This window comes from Phyllobacterium sp. (assembly GCF_037994425.1).
Classification (GTDB): domain Bacteria; phylum Pseudomonadota; class Alphaproteobacteria; order Rhizobiales; family Rhizobiaceae; genus Phyllobacterium.
The window spans coordinates 1-23,738 of the sequence record NZ_JBBNAM010000086.1 but is presented as its reverse complement, the minus strand read 5'-3'; the positions used below and the strand labels follow the sequence as shown (position 1 = coordinate 23,738).

Below are 23,738 nucleotides of genomic sequence, written 5' to 3'. Positions count from 1 at the left end.
AGTTTTCCGATGAGCCCCCACAGCAAAAAAATTCTGGTTTACATGGCTCTCGTCTTGAGCCTTTCACCCTCCATGATCGTGAGTGGACGGGCCGAAGAAAGAGCCGTTGCCGCGGTCGCTGAGGCAAAGGCGCCGGTCATCAATGTCATTCCGGCCGGCAACAGCGAGATGGTTTCGACCATTACCGTGAACGGTACTATCGTGCCACGCCAGGAAGTTGCTGTCGGAACCGACGTTGCCGGCTTGCTGGTGCTGGAACTCAATGCCGACCAGGGCGATGTGGTCAAGGAGGGCGATATTCTTGCCCGCCTGGACAAATCGGCACTCCAGATCCAGCTTGCGCAGATCGAGGCGCAACGCGCGCAAGCCGACGCCTCCATTTCCCAGTCAGAGGCCCAGATCGTCGATGCGCAGATTGCGGTTCGCCAGGCCATGGAAGCGCTTGAGCGGGCGCGTGCCCTTTCCAGCAAGGGCATAAATTCGAAAATGGAACTCGATAACGCGACCAACGCGCATGACAGCGCTAATGCCCGCCTCAACACGGCGCGCCAGGCCCTGGTCGCCACCCAGTCGCAGTTGCAGCTCGTCGCAGCACAGAAGCGCGACGTCCTGTTGCGACTCCAAAAGGCAGACGTGAAGGCGCCGACAGGCGGCGTGGTCCTCAGTCGCAACGCGCTGCTTGGCGGTATCGTATCCTTCAATGCGGGTCCGCTGTTCCGCATTGCCCGCGACCAGGATTTCGAAGTCGCGGCCAGTGTTCCCGAAGTCGATTTGCCTCGCATTAAGGAGAAGATGCCGGTTTCGGTGCGCGTCTCAGGTATGGACGAGCCGGTGGCAGGGCGCGTCCGGCTGATCTCACCTGAAATCAACGCGAGTTCGCGTCTTGGTTCGGTAAAGATCGCCCTCGAAAAGAATCCGGCGATCAGGCCCGGCAACTTCGCCCGAGCCGTGATCGAACTCACACGACGCGACGGCATCAACGTCCCTCTTTCCGCCGTGGTTTACCATGGCCGTTCGGCGTTGGTGCAGGTGGTCAAGGACGGCGTCGTGGAGAGCCGGAAGGTGGAACTCGGTATTCGCAACGATCGTGCTGTCGAAATCCTGCAGGGACTGGCTGAGGGCGAGGAAGTCGTGGCACGCGCTGGCACGTTCGTTGCCAATGGCGACCATGTGACTCCGGTTCGCGTAACCGATGAGGCAACAGGGGCCGTCAAATGAACTGGAACATTTCCGCCTGGTCGATTCGAAACCCGGTCCCCTCGATCCTTCTTTTCGTCGTGCTGGTTGTCCTCGGCCTGATGGCCTTTGCAAAACTGCCGATCACGCGGTTTCCCAACATTGACGTGCCGCTGATATCGGTCTCGGTGACTGATCCAGGCGTTGCGCCGACCGAACTTGAAACACAGATCGCCAAGCGCGTCGAAGACTCCGTCGCGAATATAACCGGCGTCAAGAATGTCACCACGAACCTTACCGAAGGCAATTCGACAACCCTTGTCGAGTTCCGCCTCGAAGTTGATACGCAGAAGGCGCTCGATGACGTAAAAGATGCTGTTTCGCGCATTCGGGACGACCTGCCGGCGACCATCAAGGAGCCGATCATCAACTCCGTCGATGTCGAAGGCTCGTCGATCCTGACTTATGCGGTCTCGGCCCCGACCATGACCTCGGAAGAGCTGTCCTGGTTCGTCGATGACAAGATCATTCGCGATATCCAGGGCCTGAAAGGCGTTGGCCGGGTAGAGCGCTATGGTGGCGTTACCCGTGAGATACGCGTTTCGCTTGATCCTGACCGCCTGACGGCCCTAGGCGTGACGGCCTGGGACGTCAATCGGGCGCTGAAATCCATGAATGCCGATCTGACCGGCGGTCGCGGCGATCTCGGCACGATGCAGCAGACTATTCGCACACTTGGCGCATCGCGTACGCTCGACGATTTGCGCGCCGTTGAAATTCCGCTCGCTGGCGGCCGCTCCGTGCGCCTCGATGCCCTAGGTACCGTGAGCGATGCCTATGAGGAACCGAAATCATTTGCTCGGGTCAATAACCAGACCGTGGTTTCGCTCGGTGTCTTTCGCGCCAAGGGGGCCAGCGACACGGATGTCTATGCGCTGGTGCAGGCGCGCATGGACCAGCTGAAGGCGAAGTATCCTGACGCGCGGTTCAATATCATCGACAACTCTGTGAACTACACCTACGGCAATTATGAATCGGCGATGAGTTCGCTCGTGGAAGGCGCGCTGCTGTCGATCGTGGTGGTCTTCCTGTTCCTTCGGAATATTCGCGCGACGCTGATCGCGGCCATCGCCTTGCCCCTGTCGGCTATACCGACATTCTGGGCCATCGACATGATGGGCTTCTCGCTCAATCTCATCAGTCTGCTTGGCATCACCCTCGTCACCGGGATCCTCGTCGACGATGCGATCGTGGAGATCGAGAACATCGTCCGCCATATGCGTTCGGGCAAATCGCCTTACCGGGCATCGCTTGAAGCCGCCGATGAAATTGGTCTCGCGGTGATTGCCATTTCGGTCACGATCATTGCGGTGTTCGCGCCTGTCAGTTTCATGAGCGGGATCGCCGGGCAGTATTTCAAGCAGTTCGGTCTTACCGTCGCAGTCGCTGTGTTCTTTTCGCTCTTGGTCGCCCGATTGCTCACACCAATGATGACCGCGTATCTCCTGAGAGATGGCAAGAGCCTTCACCATGGCGATAAGGAAGCCGGCTGGATCCGCGCTTACACCCGCTTTCTCGCCGTTACCCTGCGCTATCGCTGGTTGACGTTGATCAGCGGCATCGCGCTTTTCGCACTCGCCATCTGGGCCATGGGTTTCCTGCCGTCCGGATTCGTGCCGCCGCAGGATGAGGCGCGCGTTGCCGTCAGTCTCGAATTGCCACCCGGCGCCCGAATCGACGAGACGCTGCGGGTAACCGACGAGGCATCTTTGAGGGTGCGGGAGATTCCGGAGGTCCAGCAGACCTATGTCACCGGTGGCGCTTCGCCAACCGGATCGCTCGACACGCGCCGTGCTACCATGATCGTCAAGCTCAGCCACAAGAGCGAACGTCACCGGACGCAGAAACAGATCGAAGTCGACATCTTTAACAAGCTTTCAGAAGTGCCTGATCTGCGTGCAAATTTCGTCAATGATCGTGGTGAGCGCGAATTCGCCGTTGGGGTTATAGGCAGCGATGGCGACAAGGTCAGCGAACAGGCCCGCCTGTTGCAGAGCGCGATGACGGCGACTGGCAATTTCCAGGCAGTATCCTCGACCGCCGCCCTCGACCGGCCGGAAATCATCGTGACGCCGCGCATGGACAAGCTGGCGGAACTTGGGATTTCGACCTCGCAAGTCTCTGACGCGCTGCGCGTTGCCACTCTTGGCGACCTCGATGCCAATCTTGCGAAATACACCATCGGCGACCGGCAGATTCCGATCCGCGTCCAGCTGACCGAAGAGGCGCGCCGCGATCTGTCCATCCTCAGCACGCAAACCGTGACGACACCGGCGGGGGTTGTTGTGCCGCTTGAATCCATCGCCGATATCAGTTTCGGTCAGGGACCTTCATCAATCGAGCGCTTCAATCGCGAAAGGCGTGTCGTCGTCGGAGCCAATATGGCTGGCGGCAAGGAGATCGGCGAGGGATTGGACATCGTCAAAAATCTGCCGGCCGCAAAATCCATGCCCGAGGGCGTGCGCATTCAGGAAACGGGCGACGCCGAAGTCATGGGCGAAGTGTTCGCCGGGTTCCGCGATGCGATGATCATGGGATTGATGCTCGTGTTCGTCGTCCTCATCCTATTGTTCGGCAGCATTTTCCACGCTTTCACGATCCTGATGTCGCTGCCGCTATCAATCGCCGGTGTTGCCGTTGCGCTGTTGCTGACCAATAATTCCGTGTCGATGGCGGTCGTCATCGGTATCTTGATGCTGATGGGCATCGTCACCAAGAACGCCATCATGCTCGTCGACTTCGCTGTCGAGGAGGTCAAGCATGGCGTTGCCCGTAACGAGGCGATCATCGATGCCGGACGCAAGCGCGTCCGACCCATCGTGATGACGACGATCGCAATGTCTGCCGGCATGCTGCCCGCTGCGATGGCTTTCGGTGACGGCGGCGAATTCCGCGCGCCTATGGCAATCGCGGTGATTGGTGGTCTGCTGGTGTCGACGGTCCTGTCGCTCGTATTCGTTCCGTCATTCTATACGATCATGGACGATGCCAGCCATTGGATGGGCCGCGCCTTCCATTGGTCCTTCCGCCCGAACAAGCCGGACGAGGCAGATGCCACGCCTCATGGCGTTGACGCGGTTTCATTGCCCGCGTCGCGCCGGATCATTGCCGAAGCGGCGGAGTAGATGGTCTCAAACCGGATGCCTTAGCGCTCTCAGCCGCGCCATCCGCCGCGTGTGGTACATTTGCCAGAGCGAGTGGCAGACGAGCGCGGTGATGATGATCAGCCCGCCGACGAGGGTCGGATCACTCGGCCTTTCCGAAAAGATCATCCACACCCAAATAGGTGTCAGCACGGTTTCTAGCAGATAGAACATCGCCACTTCCGGTCCGGAGATGAATTTCGGGCCGGTGGCGAGGCAGAGAAACGCAAGCGTCGTCACAACGGCGCCGTTGAAGATGATCCAGCCGGGCACCGCGACCGAATAGCCGTTCTGCGTCACCATGAAGGCCGCGACCGCCATGGGCAATGCGGTGCCGATGATCGCGACAAATCCCATGTCCTTGCCCGATGACCGGCTTACGGTAATGGCGGATGACAGGATGAAGGTGGAGAGCAGCGCCACCAGATCACCAAAGACATGACCCGAGGAAAGCCCTTCGCGGACAATGATGCCGACGCCGATCAGCATGAAGAACATGGCGATAAATGTAGCGGTTTTCGGCCGTTCCTTCAGGAATATCCAGGATAGGAGTGCCGAAAAGACGGTATTGAATGCAAGGATAAAAACGAGGTTGGCCGTCTTGGTATTGTAAACGGCGATCATGAAGGTGATAGAGGTAAAGCCGTAGAGGCCGGCCACCAGATAGCCAACGGGGCCAGGAACAATCGGGCGCCGCTTGCCGGTCGCGAGGCTCCAGATCGCCCAGATAATGAATGCGCTTACGAAGGTTGTTGCGCTGCGCAGCAAAAGTGTCGACCAGGTCTCACCCTCGCCAAGCCGCAACAATGGAATATCGGCGGTCAGGATGAGGCCACCAAGGCCGGTGATAAGCAAACCCTTGCGATGGTCGAGGTGAAGCTGTGACATGCGGCGTTTCCGATATTTTATTTGCCGCATGCCAGGGCAGTGATAGGGCAGGCTGAGTTAGGCTTGACGCTCCCACCCCTTGGGACCGAGATGTTCCTGGGGCTTATAGCGAATCTTGTATTGCATCTTTCGCGACCCCGCCACCCAGTAGCCAAGATAGACGTGGGGCAGACCAGCGGCGGCGGCGCGCTGGATATGGTCGAGAATCATGAATGTCCCGAGCGAACGGCTCGCATGCTCCGGATTAAAGAACGAATAGACCATCGACAGCCCATCGCCCATCACATCAGTCAGCGCCACCGCAATGAGCTCGCCCTCGCCTTTCTTGGTGATGAAGGAGTCCGGACCGCGCCGCCGATATTCGATGATTTGCGTCGGTACATGCGTGTCTTCCACCATCATCGCGTAATCAAGCACCGTCATCTCCGACATGCCGCCCTTGTTGTGGCGGGCATCGAGATAGTGCCGGAAAAGGGAATACTGCTCAGTGGAAGGTTCGGCATGATGAATATTGCCGAGGAGATCGCGGTTTCGGTTCCATACGCGGCGCATGGACTTGTCCTGCCTGAACTCGCCGGCAAGGATGCGCACCGAGACACAGGCGCGGCAGTTTTCGCAGGCAGGGCGGTAGGCAATATTCTGTGAGCGCCGAAACCCGCCTTGCGTCAGAAGATCATTAAGCTCACTCGCCCGACCGCCGACAAGATGCGTGAAGACCTTCCGCTCGAGTTGCCCCTCCAGATAGGGACAGGGCGAGGGTGCTGTCAGGAAGAATTGTGGTGACTGCTGTGGTTGGTGCGTCATTCCATGCCCTGAGACGGTCTGCAATACCTATAGAATCGTATGACCATCCGAAACGTCAATTGAATTATATTGCATTCAGCAGTGAATGTCTTCGGCGAGATATTATCACTCTAGTTTGTGCCACAAGGAGAGCCGGTCCAAGTGTGACTGACAGCATCGAATCTGCCGTCCTTGGATGCACCCCAGCGTCCATTGAATTCCCTGTAATCATCGGAAAAATGCACATCAAGGCGGCCAGTGCCGTACTTGTCGGTCCAGATCAGCGACCTGGAGGTTCCGTTGCCGTCTTCCTTTTCGGTCAGCGTTCCGACAAGGCGGCCGGTGGAGTCAGCGGCTTCATAGGTGCCGTTGATGTGCCCTGTCTTATCGACATTCAGGACCGTCTCGACATCGCGATAGGCGCCGCTTGAAATCATTTCGCCGCAATATCGCCCGGCGGGCGAAGAGGCTATGCCTGCCACGGTGCCGAGCCCATAGAATGATAGCGCCGCGAGCGCGAGCGCAGATAAACGTAGCTTCATCATCTTGATATCCTGAAAAAGGCCCTCGGGAGAGAGGGCCTTGAATTAGTTTCGGCCCATGAACTGAGCCATGGAGTTAGCTGTAAGCGCGGACGACAACCGTCCCCAGAAGAAGGTCGTGCACCGTGCGCTTGCGGTCGAGGAAAAAGGTTGCGAGCAATATGAGCGGCGTCAAAACCACGTTGAGGCCCCAGAAAAGCACCGTATGGACGATAGCGAGCAGGCCATCGACTTTCTGGCCATCGAGGCGTTCGAGCTTGATACCCATCATCTGCATGCCCTTGGTTGCCTGGCGTTGGCCGCCAAGCGTCGTTGCAACATAGGCGAGGGCTACCGCCGGGAACATGATGCCATAAAGCGTCCAGCCAAGACCGAGGGTAGCGACACCGAGAATCGCGATGAGGATGGCAACCGGAATGCACAGCAAGAAAACGATCACATAGTCGATCAGGAAGGCGAAGGCCCGGCTCGTCCGCACGCCCTGATAGAGGCGCCAATCATCGAGGCGGCTGGTTACAATTTCGCCATCAAGCGTTTTGGTGTTCATTTCGTTTTCCGTTTCAAACCGGCCACAGAATGCCGTTGCGCTGAAATTGGGAACTCGGGAATGAAAAATCAAGGAGCGATCAGGCGCGGGCTTTCAGCCGCTCGGCGACGATCGGCGCAAAATACGTGAGAATTCCGTCGCAACCGGCGCGCTTGAACGCGAGCAGCGTTTCCATCATCACCCGCTCTTCGTCGATCCAGCCGTTGGCGCCCGCCGCCTTGATCATCGTGTATTCGCCGGAAACCTGATAGGCGAAGGTCGGCATTGCAAAGGCATCCTTCAGCCTGCGAATGATGTCGAGGTAGGGTAGACCGGGTTTGACCATCAGCGAATCCGCACCTTCTGCCAGATCCTGCTCGGCCTCGCGTACCGCCTCGTCCGTATTGGCGGGATCGATGTAGTAGGTCTTCTTGTCGCCCTTGAGCCGGCCGGACGTTCCGATGGCCTCACGATAGGGACCGTAGAAAGCGGAGGCAAACTTTGTCGCGTAGGCCATGATGGCGACATCCTGGAAACCGTTCTGATCCAACGCCTCGCGGATGGCGCCGATACGGCCATCCATCATGTCCGATGGCGCGATGATATCCGCGCCGGCGGCCGCCTGAAGCACAGCTCCCTTGGTGATCTGCTCGACGGTCTCGTCATTGACGATAATTCCATCACGCAGAATTCCGTCGTGGCCGTGGCTTGTGAAGGGATCAAGGGCGACGTCCGTGATCATGCCGATTTCCGGCACCGCATCCTTGATCGCACGGGTCGCGCGATTGATCAGATTGTTGGGATCGAGAATGCCCGAACCCGTCTCGTCGCGCAGGGCCGGGTCGATATTGGCGAAGGTGGCGATCGCTGGAATGCCGAGTTTCGCCGCCCGTTCAGCCTCGCGCACCGCCATATCGACCGAAAAACGCTGGACGCCCGGCATCGCGCCGATATCTTCACGCAGGTTCACCCCCTCGCAAAGAAAGATCGGCCAGATCAGGTCGTTCACAGTCAGCTGGTTTTCCTGGACGAGCCGCCGCGACCAATCCGCCTTGCGCATGCGCCGCAAGCGACGACCTTGCGTGATTTCATCAACGGTCCGGCCAGCAGGGCCCGCAAAAGCTGGGTGTTTGTTCATGTTTACCTTGACCCCACCAGGGTGGACATTTCCTCTGTTTGTAATGTTTCTAACAGGGAACAGGCTGTGGACCAAGATATTAGGGGTCGTGTGGGATCCATTGACGCGGCACACTCGAGTTTCCTAACGTTGCAGGCTCAAGCTCGGAGGGGCGCATGGAAATCGACTTTGGCGGGGCAGGCGAGATCCTGTTCGAGAGGCGCGGCAAGGCAGGGCTTGTCCGCCTAAGCCGGCCCAAGGCGCTCAATGCGCTGACGCGGACCATGGTCAATGCGCTGCATCGTGCTCTTATTGCCTGGTCGACCGATCCCGATGTCTACTGCGTCGTTGTCGAGGGCGAGGGGCGCGCGTTCTGTGCGGGAGGCGATATCCTTGCTGTCTATCATGCTGGCAAGGCCAGCGAGCCGCTCTATGAATTCTTTGCCGACGAATATCGTCTCAATGCTTATATCCGTCATTTTCCTAAGCCCTATATTTCACTCATCGACGGTATCGTCATGGGCGGCGGGGTTGGAATTTCGGTCCACGGCTCGCACCGTGTCGTCACGGAGAACGTCCTTTTCGCCATGCCGGAGGTCGGCATCGGCTTTTTTCCCGATGTCGGCGGCAGCGCATTCCTTCCACATCTGCCCGAACATTTCGGCACTTATCTTGCCTTGACCGGCAATCGTATCCGGCAGGGAGATTGCCTGCAAAGCGGGATCGCGACCCATGCGATCAAGGCCGAGGACAAGGAGAGAGTAAGGCGCAGCCTGATCAGGACGGGCAAACCCGAGGTAGCTTTGCGGGGAAAAACCATCAATCCGGACTATGAAACACCGGAGAAAACGCGCGATATGATCGGCGTGCTCTTCGATTCGAAAACCCTGGGCGGCTGTCTTATCCGACTTGCCGCCTCAGGTGTTAATGGAAACGAATGGGCGCAGCAGATCCTTGATCTTATCAAGACCCGCTCGCCGACCAGCCTGCACGTCACGTTCAGGCAGATCGCCGAGGGCGGACATCTTGAGATGGATCAGTGTATGCAGATGGAGTACCGGATATTGTCGCGTATGCTTGAGAACCATGATTTTTACGAAGGTGTCCGTGCGCTTCTGGTCGACAAGGACAACGCGCCCGTATGGCAGCCAGCGTCCATCGACGATGTCACGCCCGAGCTGGTGGGGGCCTATTTTGCCCCCCTTGGTGACCGTGAACTGAAGCTGGCATGAGCGAGAGGCCGACGCATCTGCCATTTGACCCGACGATCGCGCAACTGGGCTTTGTCTGGTTTCTGCGCCTTGTCGCCATCTATTGCCTGGTCGCGGGAGTGGGGTATTGGGCCCAGATCAGCGGCTACTACGAGGGCATGCTTTGGCGCTTCGACCTCATGCCGTGGCAATGGAAAGTGGCGTCCGTATCGCTTGCTGTGCTTTATCCGGTTGCATCGACAGGGCTTTGGATGATGGTGTCGTGGGGTCCGGTCATCTGGTTTGTCGCAGCGCTCGGCGAAACGTTGATGTTCACCACCTTCTCCAGATACTTCTTCTATAAGCCGCAGGTCGCCGTCATTCACGGCAGCGTGGCACTTGTCTATATCGCGTTCAGAATCCTGCTATTCGTCCAGAAGCGCCGGCAGGCGAAACCCAGGCGTTAGAGCGTTTTTTTAGATGCCGGTGTAAGTCTTCATTAAGCCTGAAATTGATTGAGCCAAGGTAAGGTACTGTTAAGTCTGTGTTTTAAGTCGAATTTTATGCGTATTCGATAGTGTTGCCTCAACGGTGAGAAAAATACACCGAAACAACAGCGAGGCAGATATTATGAACAACACTCAGAGAAAATCTGGTGAAAACCAGCGTTCGACACCCAGTGATACTGCGTTGCGAACTCTTTATCTTGAAGCACTTCAGTTGGTCGAAAGATTACATCGGCGGTTGCTTGACGTGGTCAAGGATGAATTCGACCGCAATGGCCGCAGCGACATTAATGCGATCCAGGCATTGCTGCTTTTCAACATCGGCAATGCTGAACTGACGGCTGGCGAGTTGCGCAGCCGCGGCTACTATCTCGGCTCGAATGTTTCTTACAATTTGAAGAAACTCGTTGAGCTTGGCTTCATCTCGCACGAACGTTCTCGCACGGATCGCCGCTCCGTTCGCGTCAGCCTGACGGAGAAAGGCACGGAAGTAGCCGAACTGGTGGCGGGTCTCTACGAACGCCATATTGCATCGATCGAACATGTCGGCGGCATCAAGGCGGAGGAATTCCAGTCAATGAACAAGGCTCTGCAGCGCCTCGATCGCTTCTGGAACGATAGCATCGCCTATCGTATGTAGGTTTAGCTGTGTCTGCACCCAAAAGCCCGGCTTCGCTCCCGCGAGGGCGGGCTTTGAGAATTGTTCTGTTAGCATTGGCAGGTCCTGCACACGTCATGGTACCGCCAGTCATCAATCCGCCATAATGGCGTGGAAATCGACGAAGTCATTACACGCTCAGCGAAAATGCAAGCAGACAGCCGGAGAGGTCCTGGTCAGCATCACGATTGCGCGATCAGTGTTAAAGCTGCTGTTTGTTAAAGTTGTTGCTGATAATTTTGGAATATCGTAACCGCTAATCTTGCGTTGCAGGTGGCATCGGCCGCAGAACTTCCAAGGGTTGGACAAAATATGAAGAAATTCGGATCATCAGCACTTGATCGCCGCGCGTTCTTGCGAGGTGTTGCAACTGCTGGTTTCGCCGCTGCGACAACGTCGGCATTCGCGCAGCAGACCGATATTGGTGAAATCCTGGCCGCGCCGCGCCGCGGAAATTGGGATGATCAGTTCGACGCGCGCTCGGCGAGCAAAGGCAAGGTGGCAAGTTTCCAGCCGATTGCGAGTCCCGAAACCGCGTCATTCATCGAGAACGCCATCAATACCTATAGCCAGATCGTCAGCAACGGCGGTTGGCCGTGCGTCGATGCCACAGTAAAGTTGCAGCTTGGCGTCGTCGATCCGTCTGTTGCCGCGATGCGCAAACGCCTGATGGTCGCCGGTGATCTTTCGGAGAGCGCCGGCATTTCCAATTCGTTCGACACCTATGTTGATGCCGCTGTGAAGCGCTTCCAGGCACGGCACGGTCTTCCGGCCGATGGTGTGATGGGCCAGTATTCCCTGGCTGCGATGAATGTGCCGGCGGACATCCGTCTCGGCCAGTTGCAGACTAATCTCGAACGCGTGCGCACACTGGCGACGACCGACCAGGGGCCGCGCTATGTCATGGTCAATATTCCCGCTGCCCAGCTTGAAGCGGTGGAGGGCGGTCGCGTCGTCCAGCGCCATACGGCAATCGTCGGCAAGATCGACCGCCAGACGCCGCTTCTCGATTCAAAGATCCACGAGGTCATTCTCAATCCTTACTGGACCGCGCCGAAATCGATCATCGAAAAAGACATTATTCCGCTGATGCGCAAGGACCCGACTTACCTGACGCGCAACAAGATTCGCCTGTTCGACCAGCAGGGTCAGGAAGTTCCGCCGGAACAGGTCGATTGGAATACGGATGAAGCCGTCAAGCTGATGTTCCGTCAGGACCCGGGCAAGATAAACGCCATGTCGTCGACGAAGATCAATTTCCCGAATCCTTACGCCGTTTACATGCACGACACGCCGCAGCAGGGTGTTTTCAACAAGTTGATGCGCTTCGAATCTTCCGGTTGCGTACGCGTCCAGAACGTGCGCGATCTCAACGTATGGTTGCTGCGCGATACGCCCGGCTGGGATCGCCAGACCATGGAAGCGACGATCAAGACCGGCGTCAATACGCCGATCAACGTCAGCAATCCTGTCCCGCTGCATTTCGTCTATGTTACGGCGTGGTCGACAGGCGATGGTGTTGTCCACCTGCGTGACGATATCTACGAGCGCGATGGTCAGGCAGCCCTGTCGATCGGCACGAACACCTGACGAATTGTTCCTTGCAATTCCTTGCAAAGACCGCCTTCGGGCGGTCTTTTTGTTTATGGCGGTGGCATCGGATTTGGTGTGGATGCACGGGGGAGAGAGACCGACAATGACCGAGGCACAACATTAGCGATGACCATGGCGGTTTCCGGCTATTGCTTTTCGCCTCCCGGCCATTGGCCTTGCTGATTTAAGTATGATAATGCGCCCCAATCACGTAAATATTCCCACCGGCCAATGAGGTTGAGACACCATGTCGAATGCAGATACCTTTTTCAACGCATCGCTCGAACAGATTGATCCGGAGATCTTCGGCGCAATCCGCAAGGAACTTGGTCGTCAGCGGCACGAAATCGAGCTGATCGCCTCGGAAAACATCGTCTCCCGCGCCGTGCTCGAAGCCCAGGGCTCGATCATGACCAACAAGTACGCCGAAGGTTATCCGGGCAAGCGCTATTATGGCGGCTGCCAGTTCGTCGACATTGCCGAAGAACTTGCGATCGAGCGTGCCAAACAGTTGTTCGGTTGCGAATTTGCCAATGTCCAGCCAAACTCCGGCAGCCAGATGAACCAGGCCGTGTTCCTGGCGCTGCTGCAGCCTGGCGATACGTTTATGGGTCTTGATCTCAACTCGGGCGGCCATCTAACCCATGGTTCGCCGGTAAACATGTCCGGCAAGTGGTTCAACGTCGTTTCCTATGGTGTGCGCGAGGACGATCACCTCCTCGACATGGATGCCATTGAGAAGAAGGCGCATGAGACCAAGCCGAAGCTCATCCTTGCGGGCGGCACCGCATATTCGCGGGTTTGGGATTGGCAGCGTTTCCGCCAGATCGCCGATTCCGTTGGCGCCTATCTCATGGTCGACATGGCGCATATTGCGGGACTTGTCGCGGCCGGTGTCCATCCGTCACCGCTGCCGCACGCACACGTTGTCACCACAACAACCCATAAGTCGCTTCGTGGCCCGCGCGGCGGCATGATCCTCTGCAACGATCCGGAGATCGCCAAAAAGATGAATTCGGCGGTGTTCCCCGGCTTGCAGGGTGGACCGCTGATGCACGTCATCGCTGCCAAGGCCGTCGCCTTTGGTGAAGCGTTGAAGCCCGACTTCAAGACATACGGCAAGAACGTTGTGACGAACGCGCAGACTCTCGCCGAGACGCTGAAGAAGAACGGGCTCGATATCGTTTCCGGCGGAACCGACAACCATCTGATGCTTGTCGACTTGCGTCCGAAGAATGCGACCGGCAAGCGTGCTGAGGCTGCGCTCGGCCGTGCCAACATCACCTGCAACAAGAACGGTATCCCCTTCGACCCGGAAAAGCCGTTCGTAACTTCCGGGGTCCGTCTCGGCACGCCGGCAGGAACGACGCGCGGTTTCGGCCCGGCGGAATTCACCGAAATCGGCAATCTGATTTCGGAGGTGCTGGATGGCCTCAAGGTCGCCAACTCCGACGAGGGCAACGCGGCCGTGGAAAAAGCCGTACAGCAGAAGGTCGTTACATTGACTGAGCGCTTCCCGCTCTATCCGTACCTCGGCTAAGGCACGCAGGCCTGATCTGATCGGGCGGAGGGACTTGTGGTGGATCGAACGGTCCGTTCACAATCCTCTCCGCCCGACCGCTTTTAACTTGGCAAGAAAATCATTATCTTCGACCATATCTCATGCGAACACGATGATGTTCAGAAAGTTCGTCGATGCGTTGTCCCTATTGCCAATCTGAAGACACACAGGTGAAAGATTCCCGCCCCGCGGAAGACGGAGCGGTGATCCGCAGAAGGCGTGTCTGCTCGGTTTGCGGAGGGCGTTTCACGACATTTGAGCGTGTGCAATTGCGAGATCTGACAGTCATCAAGAAGAGCGGCCGCAAGGTCGCCTTCGACCGCGACAAGCTCATGCGTTCGGTCGAAGTTGCGCTGCGCAAACGCCAGGTCGATCCCGACCGTGTCGAACGGGCGGTATCGGGCATTGTTCGCCAATTGGAGAGTTCCGGAGAGCCGGAAGTCAGCTCCGATGAGATCGGGCGGCTTGTGATGGACGCCCTCAAGGGTATCGACGACATTGCCTACATCCGTTTTGCCTCGGTCTATCGCAATTTCCGCGAGGCCAGGGATTTCCACGACGTCATCGATGAAATCACGTCAGGTGACACCGTGGCCGATCCCGTCGAGGACAATTGATCAAATGGCGGTATCCGATCTCGACCGCCGCTACATGGCAGCGGCCATTCGCCTTTCGCGTACGCATCAAGGCTTGACCGGCACCAATCCCTCAGTCGCCACGCTGGTGGTCAAGGACGGGGTGATTGTCGGGCGCGGCGTTACCGCTATCGGGGGACGCCCCCATGCTGAACCGCAGGCACTGGCTGAAGCAGGTGATGCGGCGCGAGGCGCTACCGCCTACGTCACACTCGAGCCTTGTGCTCATCACGGCAAAACGCCGCCGTGCGCCAATGCGCTGGTAACGGCAGGGATCACCCGAGTCGTCGCCGCAGCAACCGATCCCGACGACCGGGTCTCAGGTAAAGGCTATGCAATTTTACGCGGCGCCGGCATTGAGGTTGAAGAGAATGTGCTTGCCGCAGAAGCGTCGGATTATCTCGCCGGTTACCTCATACGTTCATCGAGGAAACGCCCGGAAGTAACACTGAAACTTGCGCTTTCGCGCGATGGCTTCATTGGCCGCGTAGGCGAGGGTCAGGTTTCGATAACAGGTGCGGTTTCACGTGCACAGGTTCACCTGATGCGTGCCGAGTCCGATGCTATTCTCGTCGGCATAGGCACTGTTCTCGCCGACGATCCGCTATTGACCTGCCGTTTGCCAGGTCTTCATTCCCGCTCGCCCATCCGTATCGTGCTCGACAGCCACCTGCGGCTGCCACTCGACAGCGCGCTTGTGAGGAGTGTTGGGGATGTGCCGGTCTGGGTGGCGGCGCGTGCGGATGCTGATGCTGGCAAGCGCGAGGCCCTCGTCGCCGCAGGTTGCAGAATACTGGCGACGGAAACCGATTGTGGCGCGACAGCCCTTCCGGAACTATTGGAAGATATTGCGGCACAGGGACTTTCGACCTTGATGGTCGAGGGCGGAGCAACTGTCGCGGCGTCGATGCTGCAGGAAAACCTGATCGACCGGATTGCTCTCTTCGAGGGAACTGTTGTCATTGGAAAGAATGCAGGGGTTGCAGGTCCCGACCTCAACACCCATATCGCGCGTGATTTCAAGCAACTGAACGAATATCGCTTTGGGGAAGACCGCTATCGCGAATACGTCAGATCGATCTAAGGGTTCATGCATGTTCACAGGTATCGTAACGGATGTTGGCAGGATCGGTCAGGTAAGGCCGCTGAATGAAGGCGTGCTTTTGCGCGTCGAAACCAATTATGATCCCGAAACCATCGAGATTGGCGCTTCAATCGCCTGTTCGGGCGTCTGTCTGACAGTGACAACTCTTCCGGAAAAGGGTTCGAATGCCCGGTGGTTCGAGGCCGAGGCCTGGGAAGAGGCGTTGCGGCTGACCAGCATTGCCGGCTGGAAGACCGGCACGCGGATCAATCTTGAGCGCTCATTGAAACTCGGCGATGAGATGGGAGGGCATCTCGTGTCCGGTCATGTCGATGCCATGGCTGAGATCATCAAGCGAGACGACGAGGGCGATGCAGTGCGCTTCACGCTGCGCGTTCCGGAGCATCTGGCGCGGTTCATCGCGCAGAAGGGTTCGGTTGCACTCGACGGTACGTCACTGACCGTCAATGGCGTTGACGGTAACGAATTCGACGTCCTTCTCATTCGCCATTCGCTTGAAGTAACGACCTGGGGCGAGCGCAAGGTTGGCGACAAAGTCAATATCGAGATCGATCAGATGGCGAGATACGCCGCACGACTTGCGGAATATCCGAAATCAGCCTAGGACCAACGCCACCTCATTTCCGTTGGAGCTATCATGTCCAAAAGTCAGGCGCGCGCGCCACATCTGTTGATCGTGGAAGCACGATTCTATGACGATCTAGCCGATGCGCTGCTTGCGGGCGCCAAGGCAGCGCTCGACGAAGGGAACGCAACCTACGATGTGATTACGGTTCCAGGCGCGCTGGAGGTTCCGGCCGTCATTTCCTTTGCGCTCGATGCTGCACTGGAAGGCGGAAAGGAATATGATGGCTTCGTGGCGCTCGGCACGGTCATTCGCGGCGAAACTTACCACTTCGATATCGTTGCCAACGAGTCATCGCGGGCGTTGATGGACCTTGCCGTTAACGAGAGCATTGCCATCGGCAACGGTATTCTCACCGTGGAGAATGACGAACAGGCGTGGGCGCGTGCAAAGCGCGGTGAGGGAGACAAGGGCGGCTTTGCGGCGCGTGCGGCGTTGACCATGATCGCCATCAAGGAAAAGCTTGGAGCCTGACGATGCCTTCTGCCAAGAATGGGCCTGGCCCCGCCGCTAAAACCGCCAACAAGCGTGGCGTTGCCCGCCTTTCTGCCGTTCAGGCTCTCTATCAGATGGATGTTGCCGGGACCGGCGTCCTCGAGGTGGTCGCCGAGTACGAGGCGCATCGCCTTGGCAAGGAAGTCGACGGTACACAGTATCTCGATGCTGATCCACAATGGTTCCGTGCGATCGTATCGGGCGTCGTCGCCGAGCAGAAAATGCTCGATCCGATGATTCACCAGGCTTTACTGGAGGATTGGCCCCTGTCCAGGCTCGACTCCACGCTTCGCGCCATTCTGCGTGCGGGCATATGGGAGTTGAAGGACAGGGTCGATGTGCCGACGGCAGTCATCGTCTCGGAATATGTCGACATCGCCAAGGCCTTTTACAGCGAGGACGAACCGAAACTCGTCAATGCCGTTCTCGATCGGCTGGCTTTTGAAATTCGCGGCGAAAGCAAGGGTGTTAAAAGCCCGCAACGGTGAAAACAGCGTTCCGCCCTATATGCGTGTGTCGCGTGGCGCCGGCGGGCCATAAAAGCTTGAAAAACATCGGCGCTAAAACATCGACCGCAATAATTGCGTCCGCGAAACGGTTCTCTTAACAAATTCTCCCCCGACAGTGAATTCGTACTCTCGGAACGACAGTCCCTACTTTCGTCTATCGTATTGATCGAAATGCGAAAGACCTTGACGGTTTCGCATTTGCTTCGTTACTCCTTACACATACGGTCGCGTCTCTGCCGGCCTGGCAGATTTTGTGTGCCGTACCGAACCTGACCCGGGGAGGGGTTTTCCGGTCAAAATCTGAGGGAGTGGCATGACAATACTATTTCTGGTCATTGCCTGCGGTCTGCTGTCTATCGTTTACGCTATCTGGGCCACCAAATCGGTGCTCGCGGCGGACCAGGGCAATGCGCGCATGCAAGAAATCGCCGGCGCAATCCGCGAGGGCGCACAGGCTTATCTCACACGCCAGTACACAACGATCGCCATCGTCGGCATCGTCGTCTTCATCGCTGTCTGGTATTTGCTGAGCGCGACAGCCGCCATCGGCTTTCTGATCGGAGCCGTCCTTTCCGGGCTTGCCGGCTTTATCGGCATGCACGTTTCGGTCCGTGCGAACGTGCGCACGGCGCAAGCTGCTTCCCGCAGTCTTGCAGCGGGCCTGGAGATCGCTTTCAAGTCGGGCGCCATCACCGGCATGCTTGTTGCCGGACTCGCACTCCTTGGCGTCTCCGTCTACTTCTGGGTATTGACCGGCCCGTTGGGCCTTCCCGCTGCTGATCGCGGCGTTATCGACGCGCTGGTTTCGCTTGGTTTTGGCGCTTCACTGATTTCCATCTTTGCCCGTCTTGGCGGCGGCATCTTCACCAAGGGCGCAGATGTCGGTGGCGACCTAGTCGGCAAGGTTGAAGCTGGAATCCCCGAGGATGATCCACGCAATCCCGCAACCATCGCTGACAATGTCGGCGACAACGTCGGTGACTGCGCGGGCATGGCTGCTGACCTTTTTGAGACCTATGCGGTCACCATCGTCGCCACGATGGTTCTTGCCGCGATCTTCTTCGGCGCGACGCCGGTCCTCGGACAGGTCATGCTCTATCCGTTGGCGATTTGCGGCGCCTGCATCATCACTTCGATCGCCGGCACGTTTTTCGTCAAGCTCGGCGCCAACAACTCGATCATGGGTGCGCTCTACAAGGGGCTGATCGTGACGGGGCTTCTGTCGATCCTCGGCCTCGGCGCCGCGACTTCGATGACCGTTGGCTGGGGCGAGGTCGGCACTGTCGGCGGCCAGCCAATCACCGGGACGAACCTTTTCATCTGCGGTCTTGTCGGCCTGGTTGTGACCGGCCTGATCGTCGTCATCACCGAATACTATACGGGAACCAACAAGCGTCCGGTGAACTCCATCGCCCAGGCATCGATAACGGGTCACGGCACCAACGTGATCCAGGGCCTTGCCGTTTCGCTTGAGTCGACCGCTTTGCCGGCGCTCGTCATCGTCGGTGGTATCATCTCGACCTACCAGCTCGCCGGTCTCTTCGGAACCGGTATTGCGGTCACGGCGATGCTCGGCATCGCCGGCATGATTGTTGCGCTCGATGCCTTCGGCCCGGTGACGGACAATGCCGGCGGCATCGCGGAAATGTCGGGCATGGACCCGGAAGTCCGCAAATCCACGGACGCGCTCGATGCGGTGGGCAATACAACCAAGGCGGTTACCAAGGGCTATGCCATCGGTTCTGCCGGTCTCGGTGCCCTGGTTCTGTTCGCGGCCTATGCGAATGACCTGCAATATTTCATCAGTGAGGCCAACAAGGAAGGCGCAACCGCGTTCTCCTACTTCAAGGGAATTGGCGCGATTTCCTTCGATCTATCCAATCCCTATGTCGTCGCCGGCCTCATCTTTGGCGGGCTGATCCCCTATCTTTTCGGCGGTATCGCAATGACGGCTGTCGGCCGCGCTGCAGGATCGGTGGTTGAAGAGGTGCGCCGTCAGTTCCGCGAAAAGCCCGGCATCATGCTGGGAACCGAACGGCCTGACTATGCGCGTGCTGTGGACATCCTGACCAAGGCGGCAATCCGGGAGATGGTGGTGCCGTCGCTGCTGCCGGTGCTCGCGCCCATCGTGGTTTACTTCGGGGTGCTGTTGATTTCGGGCTCAAAGGCTTCTGCCTTTGCCGCGCTTGGAGCCTCGCTCCTTGGTGTGATCATCAACGGAATTTTCGTCGCGATTTCGATGACATCGGGCGGCGGCGCCTGGGACAATGCCAAGAAGTCATTCGAGGATGGCTTTGTCGGGAAGGACGGTACCCGTCACATGAAGGGCTCCGAGGCACACAAGGCATCGGTTACAGGCGATACGGTCGGCGATCCCTACAAGGATACGGCTGGTCCGGCGGTCAACCCGGCAATCAAGATCACCAATATCGTCGCCTTGTTGCTACTGGCCGTATTGGCCCACTGACCGCGCGATACCGAAAATGAAATACCCGCGACTCGTTTCGCGGGTATTTCTTTGTGCTGGAAGCATGAATGACTGCCGAGGAGCGCGCTGCCTCAGTCTGGCGCACCACCCGTGGGCGTGCCGCCCGCGTTTGGAATGGAGGGGGTCTTGCTGACGCCCTGCAGCATCTGTCCGAGGAAGGAGAGGTCCTTGCCGCCGGTCGGTGTCGTGCGGGAGATGAAGTCGAAGACCTTGCCATCCTGCAATCCATAATTGGAAATGCTGGAGACCTTGCCGTCCTTGTCGAAATAGACGGCGAGGATACGCCGGTCCGTTACGCGCGGCATCATGAAGGCAACCGAGCGCTGGCGCTTCTGGGAAATGTAGTAGAAAACTTCATTGTCGAAGGTTGCTGTTGTCGACGGACTGCCAAGCGAGAGGATCACCTGTTCGCGGCTTGAGCCGACAGGCACGAACTCAAGCGCCTTTTGATCGAGAACATAGCCTTGCGTCAAAGTCTCGGAGGGGTCGAGGTTGAGGGCGGCTGTATTGCAACCGGTGATCCCCGCGGCCAAAATTAGTGTTCCAGCGAGAACGTACTCACGTGTACGCTCGATCTTGAAAATCCGCTGCAGCAACGACATCTCCATTTGAATTTGGGCGCAAGTCTTTCGCTGCCCGCAGAACTTCGGTAAACCACCTTGAACTCCGATGCAACACGACAAAGGCGTTGCGAGGAAGACTCAAGCTAAGGCACAACTCTATGATTCTCAGTCTATTTAGCCGCAAGGCCAAAGCAAATGAGGCGATTACAATTGCCCTCTACGATGCGATCGTGGCAGCGGCGCGGCAGCCATATTTTTATTCTGATCTTGATGTGCCGGATACTCCGTTGGGGCGCTACGAGATGCTGTCGCTCCACGTTTTCCTGTTCATGCGCCGGATCAAGGATAAGGGCGCCGCACTCAAGTCAGTAGGTCAGGAAGTAACAGACGAATTCTTCCGCGATGTCGATCACTCCTTGCGCGAACTGGGCATTGGTGATTCCGGCGTACCCAAGAGGATGAAGAAGCTGGCACGCATGTTTTACGGCCGCATCGAATCCTACGACAGGGCTCTTGAGACCAATGATCATCTGGCGCTGGTTGCGGCGCTCGCGCGCAACGTGCGTCCGGACAATAAGGAGTGGGCGGGCGCACCAGCTCTCGCAATCTATGTCGAGCGGGCCGTACGTCACCTCAACGGTCAGTCGGACGCTACGATCGGCGAAGGCAAGGTCACGTTTCCCGATGCCGGGGACGGACAGCATGCGCCGCTTTGAGAGGAGGAATCCCGATGACGAAAAACCCGGCCGGAACCCTTAACTATCCAATTTCCGTTCAAAGGCTTCCACAAAATGGCCTCAACATTAAAATTGAGGCGGATGAAAAGGAGCGCGCCGCGCTGCGCGATTTTCACGAGCTGGAAGACGTTAAATCCTTCAAGGCGGACCTGCAGATCGTGCCCTGGAAGAAGGATGGCATCCGCATTCGCGGCAAGGTCCGGGCGGATATCGTTCAGGCCTGCGTCGTGACCTTGGAGCCGATCGAGACCCGGATCGATACGGACATCGACACCCTCTTCGTTCCGGAAAATTCGAGACTTGCCCGCCTGCCGCTTGATGAGAATGGCGAACTCGTCATCAGCGCTGAAGGGCCCGACATTCCCGAGACATTTTCTAGTGATACGCTTGACGCGGGTGCCATCGCCGAGGAGTTTTTTGAACTTGCAATCGACCCTTATCCACGCAAGCAAGGTGTGGAGGCGGCGCCTCCGCTCACAGTTGATGTCGGAGACGACAATGATGACGTGGCCAAGCCCGTAAACCCGTTCGCAGCTCTCAAGGATTGGAAACAGGAGACTTGATCAGCATCTCATCCTGCGGGTAGATGGTGTCCGGGAGGTGACGCAATATACAAGAATACATGCTTATTGGGTTCAGCGCGCCGACGATTGGGCAGAAATCGGTTGTGCGCCTACGCAAAATGTCTATTTTCCCCGAGTCTTTTCAAAGAACGCCATGCACAGGCACTGAACCAGACAGGACAATCGAGAAGTGATCAGAATTTCCATTGACGCCATGGGCGGTGATTTCGGTCCAGAGATCGTCATCCCCGGCATGGCAACGGCGCTGGAGCGCCATCCTGACATCAGGTTTGTGGTCTTCGGGCGTGAGGCGGACGTGGCTCCGATCCTTGCCCGCCACCAGGCATTGGCGAACGCATCGACTCTCCATCATTGCGACGTTGCCGTGCGCATGGACGAAAAGCCGAGCCAGGCGCTGCGCAATGGCCGGTGGAAATCATCGATGTGGCGCTCGATCGAGGCCGTAAAGACCGGCGAGGCGGATGTTTGCGTTTCGGCCGGCAACACCGGCGCGCTGATGGCAATGTCGAAATTCTGCCTGCGCACCATGGCGAACGTTGAACGGCCGGCAATTGCCGGCATCTGGCCGACGCTCAAGGGCGAAAGCATTGTCCTGGACATTGGTGCAACTATTGGCGCTGACGCCCAGCAGCTTGTCGATTACGCCGTCATGGGCGCGGCGATGGCTCGTTCGCTGTTTGAAATCAAGCGGCCGACCATTGGCCTGCTCAATGTCGGCGTCGAGGAGATCAAGGGGCAGGACGACGTCAAGGACGCAGCCCGTATCCTTCGTGAGATACCGCTGCCGACGCTCGAATATTATGGTTTCGTCGAAGGCAACGATATCGGCAAGGGCACTGTCGATGTCGTCGTGACGGAAGGATTTGCCGGCAACATCGCCCTGAAGGCCGCCGAGGGCACGGCCAAGCAATACACCCAATATCTTCGCGAAGCGATGAACCGCACGCTGATGGCGAAGATCGGCTATCTTTTCGCCAAGGGCGCGTTTGATCGCATGCGTGAGAAGATGGACCCGCGCAAGACCAATGGCGGTGTCTTCCTCGGCCTGAACGGCGTCGTAATCAAGAGCCACGGCGGCACCGACGCTTTGGGCTTTGCGTCGGCCATCGATGTGGGCTACGACATGGCCCACAACAAGCTCCTGGACAAGATCGCGGCGGATCTTACCCATTTTCATAAGAGCCCGGTCGGCGCGGTGTTCAAGGACGAAACCGAAAGCAACGCCGAGGTCGAGATAGAACAGGGAAGTAAATGATCCGTTCCGTTGTTAAAGGTATAGGGGCGGCCACACCGGCGCGCCTGGTAAAGAATTCTGAACTCGAAGGCATTGTCGAAACATCGGACGAATGGATCGTCCAGCGCACCGGCATCCGGCAGCGCTATATCGCGGGCGAAGGCGAAACCACCGCCTCGCTGGGGGAAGCCGCTGCTCGCGCGGCGCTCGACAATGCCGGCATGACGCCAGCAGATATCGATCTGATCATACTCGCGACCTCGACCCCTGATAATACGTTTCCGGCGACGGCGGTTAATATCCAGGCGCGCCTCGGCATGACGCATGGGTTTGCGTTCGACATGCAGGCGGTGTGTTCGGGTTTCGTCTATGCGGTCGCAACGGCCGACCTCTATATTCGTGGCGGTATGGCGAAACGTGTTCTCGTTATTGGCGCCGAAACATTCTCGCGCATTCTCGACTGGACGGACCGCACGACCTGCGTTCTCTTCGGTGATGGCGCCGGTGCCATCATCCTCGAAGCCAATGAGGGGCGCGGGCTCACCTCCGATCGTGGCGTTCTGACCGCGAACTTGCGGTCCGACGGCTCCCACAAGGAAAAGCTTTATGTCGATGGCGGACCGTCCACGACACAGACTGTCGGCCACCTCCGGATGGAGGGCAGGGAGGTCTTCAAGCATGCGGTCGGCATGATCACGGACGTGATCGAAGCCTCCTTTGCCGAGGCCGGAATTACCGCCGAAGATATCGACTGGTTCGTGCCGCACCAGGCCAACAAGCGCATCATCGATGCCTCGGCCAAGAAGCTTCATCTGGCCGAAGAAAAGGTCGTCATCACGGTTGACCAGCATGGAAATACCTCAGCCGCTTCAGTACCCTTAGCTCTTGCCACTGCTGTCGGGGACGGTCGCATCAAGCAGGGTGATCTCGTGCTGCTCGAGGCCATGGGCGGGGGCTTTACGTGGGGTGCAGTTCTGCTACGCTGGTAGCAGGACGGTCGGGTCCGTGGATTGGCTGACG

The 23,738-nt window shown here is 57.9% G+C and carries 23 protein-coding genes; 17 read left to right on the top strand and 6 right to left on the bottom strand.

Annotated elements, in window-relative coordinates; translation table 11 throughout:
- Positions 1–9: 9 nt before the first annotated feature.
- Both AAAB35_RS06555 and AAAB35_RS06550 read left to right on the top strand, forming a co-directional pair.
- Positions 10–1,218 carry an efflux RND transporter periplasmic adaptor subunit gene (locus tag AAAB35_RS06555; protein WP_340667406.1) on the top strand — a complete coding sequence of 403 codons (1,209 nt, stop codon included), beginning with the start codon at positions 10–12 and terminating at the stop codon, positions 1,216–1,218.
- On the top strand, positions 1,215–4,361 hold the full coding sequence (locus AAAB35_RS06550) for an efflux RND transporter permease subunit (protein WP_340667405.1): 3,147 nt from the start codon (positions 1,215–1,217) through the stop codon (positions 4,359–4,361). The genes AAAB35_RS06555 and AAAB35_RS06550 overlap by 4 nt, the downstream gene beginning before the upstream one ends.
- 6 nt (positions 4,362–4,367) lie before the next feature.
- Here the strand turns inward: AAAB35_RS06550 and AAAB35_RS06545 are convergent, their stop codons facing one another.
- The 5 genes from AAAB35_RS06545 to hemB form a co-directional block, all read right to left on the bottom strand.
- A complete protein-coding gene (locus AAAB35_RS06545; RefSeq protein WP_340667404.1) occupies positions 4,368–5,267 on the bottom strand; it encodes a DMT family transporter in 900 nt (299 codons plus the stop codon).
- A 57-nt stretch (positions 5,268–5,324) separates the two neighbouring features.
- The gene (locus AAAB35_RS06540; RefSeq protein WP_340667403.1) at positions 5,325–6,071 is read right to left on the bottom strand and encodes an arginyltransferase; all 747 of its coding nucleotides are present in this window, start codon (positions 6,069–6,071) and stop codon (positions 5,325–5,327) included.
- A 110-nt stretch (positions 6,072–6,181) separates the two neighbouring features.
- Positions 6,182–6,595 (bottom strand): hypothetical protein, encoded by a 414-nt coding sequence (locus AAAB35_RS06535; protein WP_340667402.1) that lies wholly within the window; start codon positions 6,593–6,595, stop codon positions 6,182–6,184.
- 73 nt (positions 6,596–6,668) lie between these two features.
- Complete coding sequence (locus AAAB35_RS06530) at positions 6,669–7,139, bottom strand: RDD family protein (protein WP_340667401.1); 471 nt, start codon at positions 7,137–7,139, stop codon at positions 6,669–6,671.
- A gap of 79 nt (positions 7,140–7,218) precedes the next feature.
- Positions 7,219–8,256 carry a porphobilinogen synthase gene (gene hemB / locus AAAB35_RS06525; RefSeq protein WP_340667400.1) on the bottom strand — a complete coding sequence of 346 codons (1,038 nt, stop codon included), beginning with the start codon at positions 8,254–8,256 and terminating at the stop codon, positions 7,219–7,221.
- A gap of 155 nt (positions 8,257–8,411) precedes the next feature.
- On the opposite strand from hemB, the gene AAAB35_RS06520 reads away from it, so the two are divergent.
- The 11 genes from AAAB35_RS06520 to AAAB35_RS06470 all read left to right on the top strand — a co-directional run bounded on the left by AAAB35_RS06520 (position 8,412) and on the right by AAAB35_RS06470 (position 19,579).
- Positions 8,412–9,467 (top strand): enoyl-CoA hydratase/isomerase family protein, encoded by a 1,056-nt coding sequence (locus AAAB35_RS06520; protein WP_340667399.1) that lies wholly within the window; start codon positions 8,412–8,414, stop codon positions 9,465–9,467.
- The gene (locus AAAB35_RS06515) at positions 9,464–9,892 is read left to right on the top strand and encodes a DUF6163 family protein (protein ID WP_340667398.1); all 429 of its coding nucleotides are present in this window, start codon (positions 9,464–9,466) and stop codon (positions 9,890–9,892) included. Before AAAB35_RS06520 ends, AAAB35_RS06515 begins: the two co-directional genes overlap by 4 nt.
- A gap of 163 nt (positions 9,893–10,055) precedes the next feature.
- Positions 10,056–10,571 (top strand): winged helix DNA-binding protein, encoded by a 516-nt coding sequence (locus tag AAAB35_RS06510; protein WP_340667397.1) that lies wholly within the window; start codon positions 10,056–10,058, stop codon positions 10,569–10,571.
- Between the two features lie 330 nt (positions 10,572–10,901).
- Positions 10,902–12,179 carry a L,D-transpeptidase family protein gene (locus AAAB35_RS06505; RefSeq protein WP_340667396.1) on the top strand — a complete coding sequence of 426 codons (1,278 nt, stop codon included), beginning with the start codon at positions 10,902–10,904 and terminating at the stop codon, positions 12,177–12,179.
- A 250-nt stretch (positions 12,180–12,429) separates the two neighbouring features.
- Complete coding sequence (glyA, locus tag AAAB35_RS06500) at positions 12,430–13,722, top strand: serine hydroxymethyltransferase (protein WP_340667395.1); 1,293 nt, start codon at positions 12,430–12,432, stop codon at positions 13,720–13,722.
- Between the two features lie 155 nt (positions 13,723–13,877).
- Positions 13,878–14,360, top strand: a complete 483-nt coding sequence (nrdR, locus tag AAAB35_RS06495) for a transcriptional regulator NrdR (RefSeq protein ID WP_340667394.1) — start codon at positions 13,878–13,880, stop codon at positions 14,358–14,360.
- 4 nt (positions 14,361–14,364) lie between these two features.
- Positions 14,365–15,462, top strand: coding sequence for a bifunctional diaminohydroxyphosphoribosylaminopyrimidine deaminase/5-amino-6-(5-phosphoribosylamino)uracil reductase RibD (gene ribD, locus AAAB35_RS06490; RefSeq protein ID WP_340667393.1), 1,098 nt, complete (start codon positions 14,365–14,367; stop codon positions 15,460–15,462).
- Positions 15,463–15,472: 10 nt separating this feature from the next.
- The gene (locus tag AAAB35_RS06485) at positions 15,473–16,087 is read left to right on the top strand and encodes a riboflavin synthase (RefSeq protein ID WP_340667392.1); all 615 of its coding nucleotides are present in this window, start codon (positions 15,473–15,475) and stop codon (positions 16,085–16,087) included.
- 33 nt (positions 16,088–16,120) lie between these two features.
- The gene (gene ribH, locus AAAB35_RS06480; protein WP_340667391.1) at positions 16,121–16,582 is read left to right on the top strand and encodes a 6,7-dimethyl-8-ribityllumazine synthase; all 462 of its coding nucleotides are present in this window, start codon (positions 16,121–16,123) and stop codon (positions 16,580–16,582) included.
- A 2-nt stretch (positions 16,583–16,584) separates the two neighbouring features.
- Positions 16,585–17,091, top strand: a complete 507-nt coding sequence (nusB, locus tag AAAB35_RS06475) for a transcription antitermination factor NusB (RefSeq protein WP_340667390.1) — start codon at positions 16,585–16,587, stop codon at positions 17,089–17,091.
- A 334-nt stretch (positions 17,092–17,425) separates the two neighbouring features.
- On the top strand, positions 17,426–19,579 hold the full coding sequence (locus AAAB35_RS06470) for a sodium-translocating pyrophosphatase (protein WP_340667389.1): 2,154 nt from the start codon (positions 17,426–17,428) through the stop codon (positions 19,577–19,579).
- 92 nt (positions 19,580–19,671) lie between these two features.
- Here the strand turns inward: AAAB35_RS06470 and AAAB35_RS06465 are convergent, their stop codons facing one another.
- Positions 19,672–20,196, bottom strand: coding sequence for an outer membrane protein assembly factor BamE (locus tag AAAB35_RS06465; protein WP_340667388.1), 525 nt, complete (start codon positions 20,194–20,196; stop codon positions 19,672–19,674).
- 125 nt (positions 20,197–20,321) lie between these two features.
- Between AAAB35_RS06465 and AAAB35_RS06460 the strand changes: the two genes are divergently transcribed.
- The 4 genes from AAAB35_RS06460 (at position 20,322) to AAAB35_RS06445 (ending at position 23,707) form a co-directional block, all read left to right on the top strand.
- Positions 20,322–20,879 carry a ubiquinol-cytochrome C chaperone family protein gene (locus AAAB35_RS06460; RefSeq protein WP_340667387.1) on the top strand — a complete coding sequence of 186 codons (558 nt, stop codon included), beginning with the start codon at positions 20,322–20,324 and terminating at the stop codon, positions 20,877–20,879.
- A gap of 14 nt (positions 20,880–20,893) precedes the next feature.
- The gene (locus AAAB35_RS06455; protein WP_340667386.1) at positions 20,894–21,463 is read left to right on the top strand and encodes a DUF177 domain-containing protein; all 570 of its coding nucleotides are present in this window, start codon (positions 20,894–20,896) and stop codon (positions 21,461–21,463) included.
- A gap of 190 nt (positions 21,464–21,653) precedes the next feature.
- Positions 21,654–22,739 carry a phosphate acyltransferase PlsX gene (gene plsX, locus AAAB35_RS06450; RefSeq protein ID WP_340667385.1) on the top strand — a complete coding sequence of 362 codons (1,086 nt, stop codon included), beginning with the start codon at positions 21,654–21,656 and terminating at the stop codon, positions 22,737–22,739.
- The gene (locus AAAB35_RS06445; RefSeq protein ID WP_340667384.1) at positions 22,736–23,707 is read left to right on the top strand and encodes a beta-ketoacyl-ACP synthase III; all 972 of its coding nucleotides are present in this window, start codon (positions 22,736–22,738) and stop codon (positions 23,705–23,707) included. The genes plsX and AAAB35_RS06445 overlap by 4 nt, the downstream gene beginning before the upstream one ends.
- Positions 23,708–23,738 lie beyond the last annotated feature (31 nt).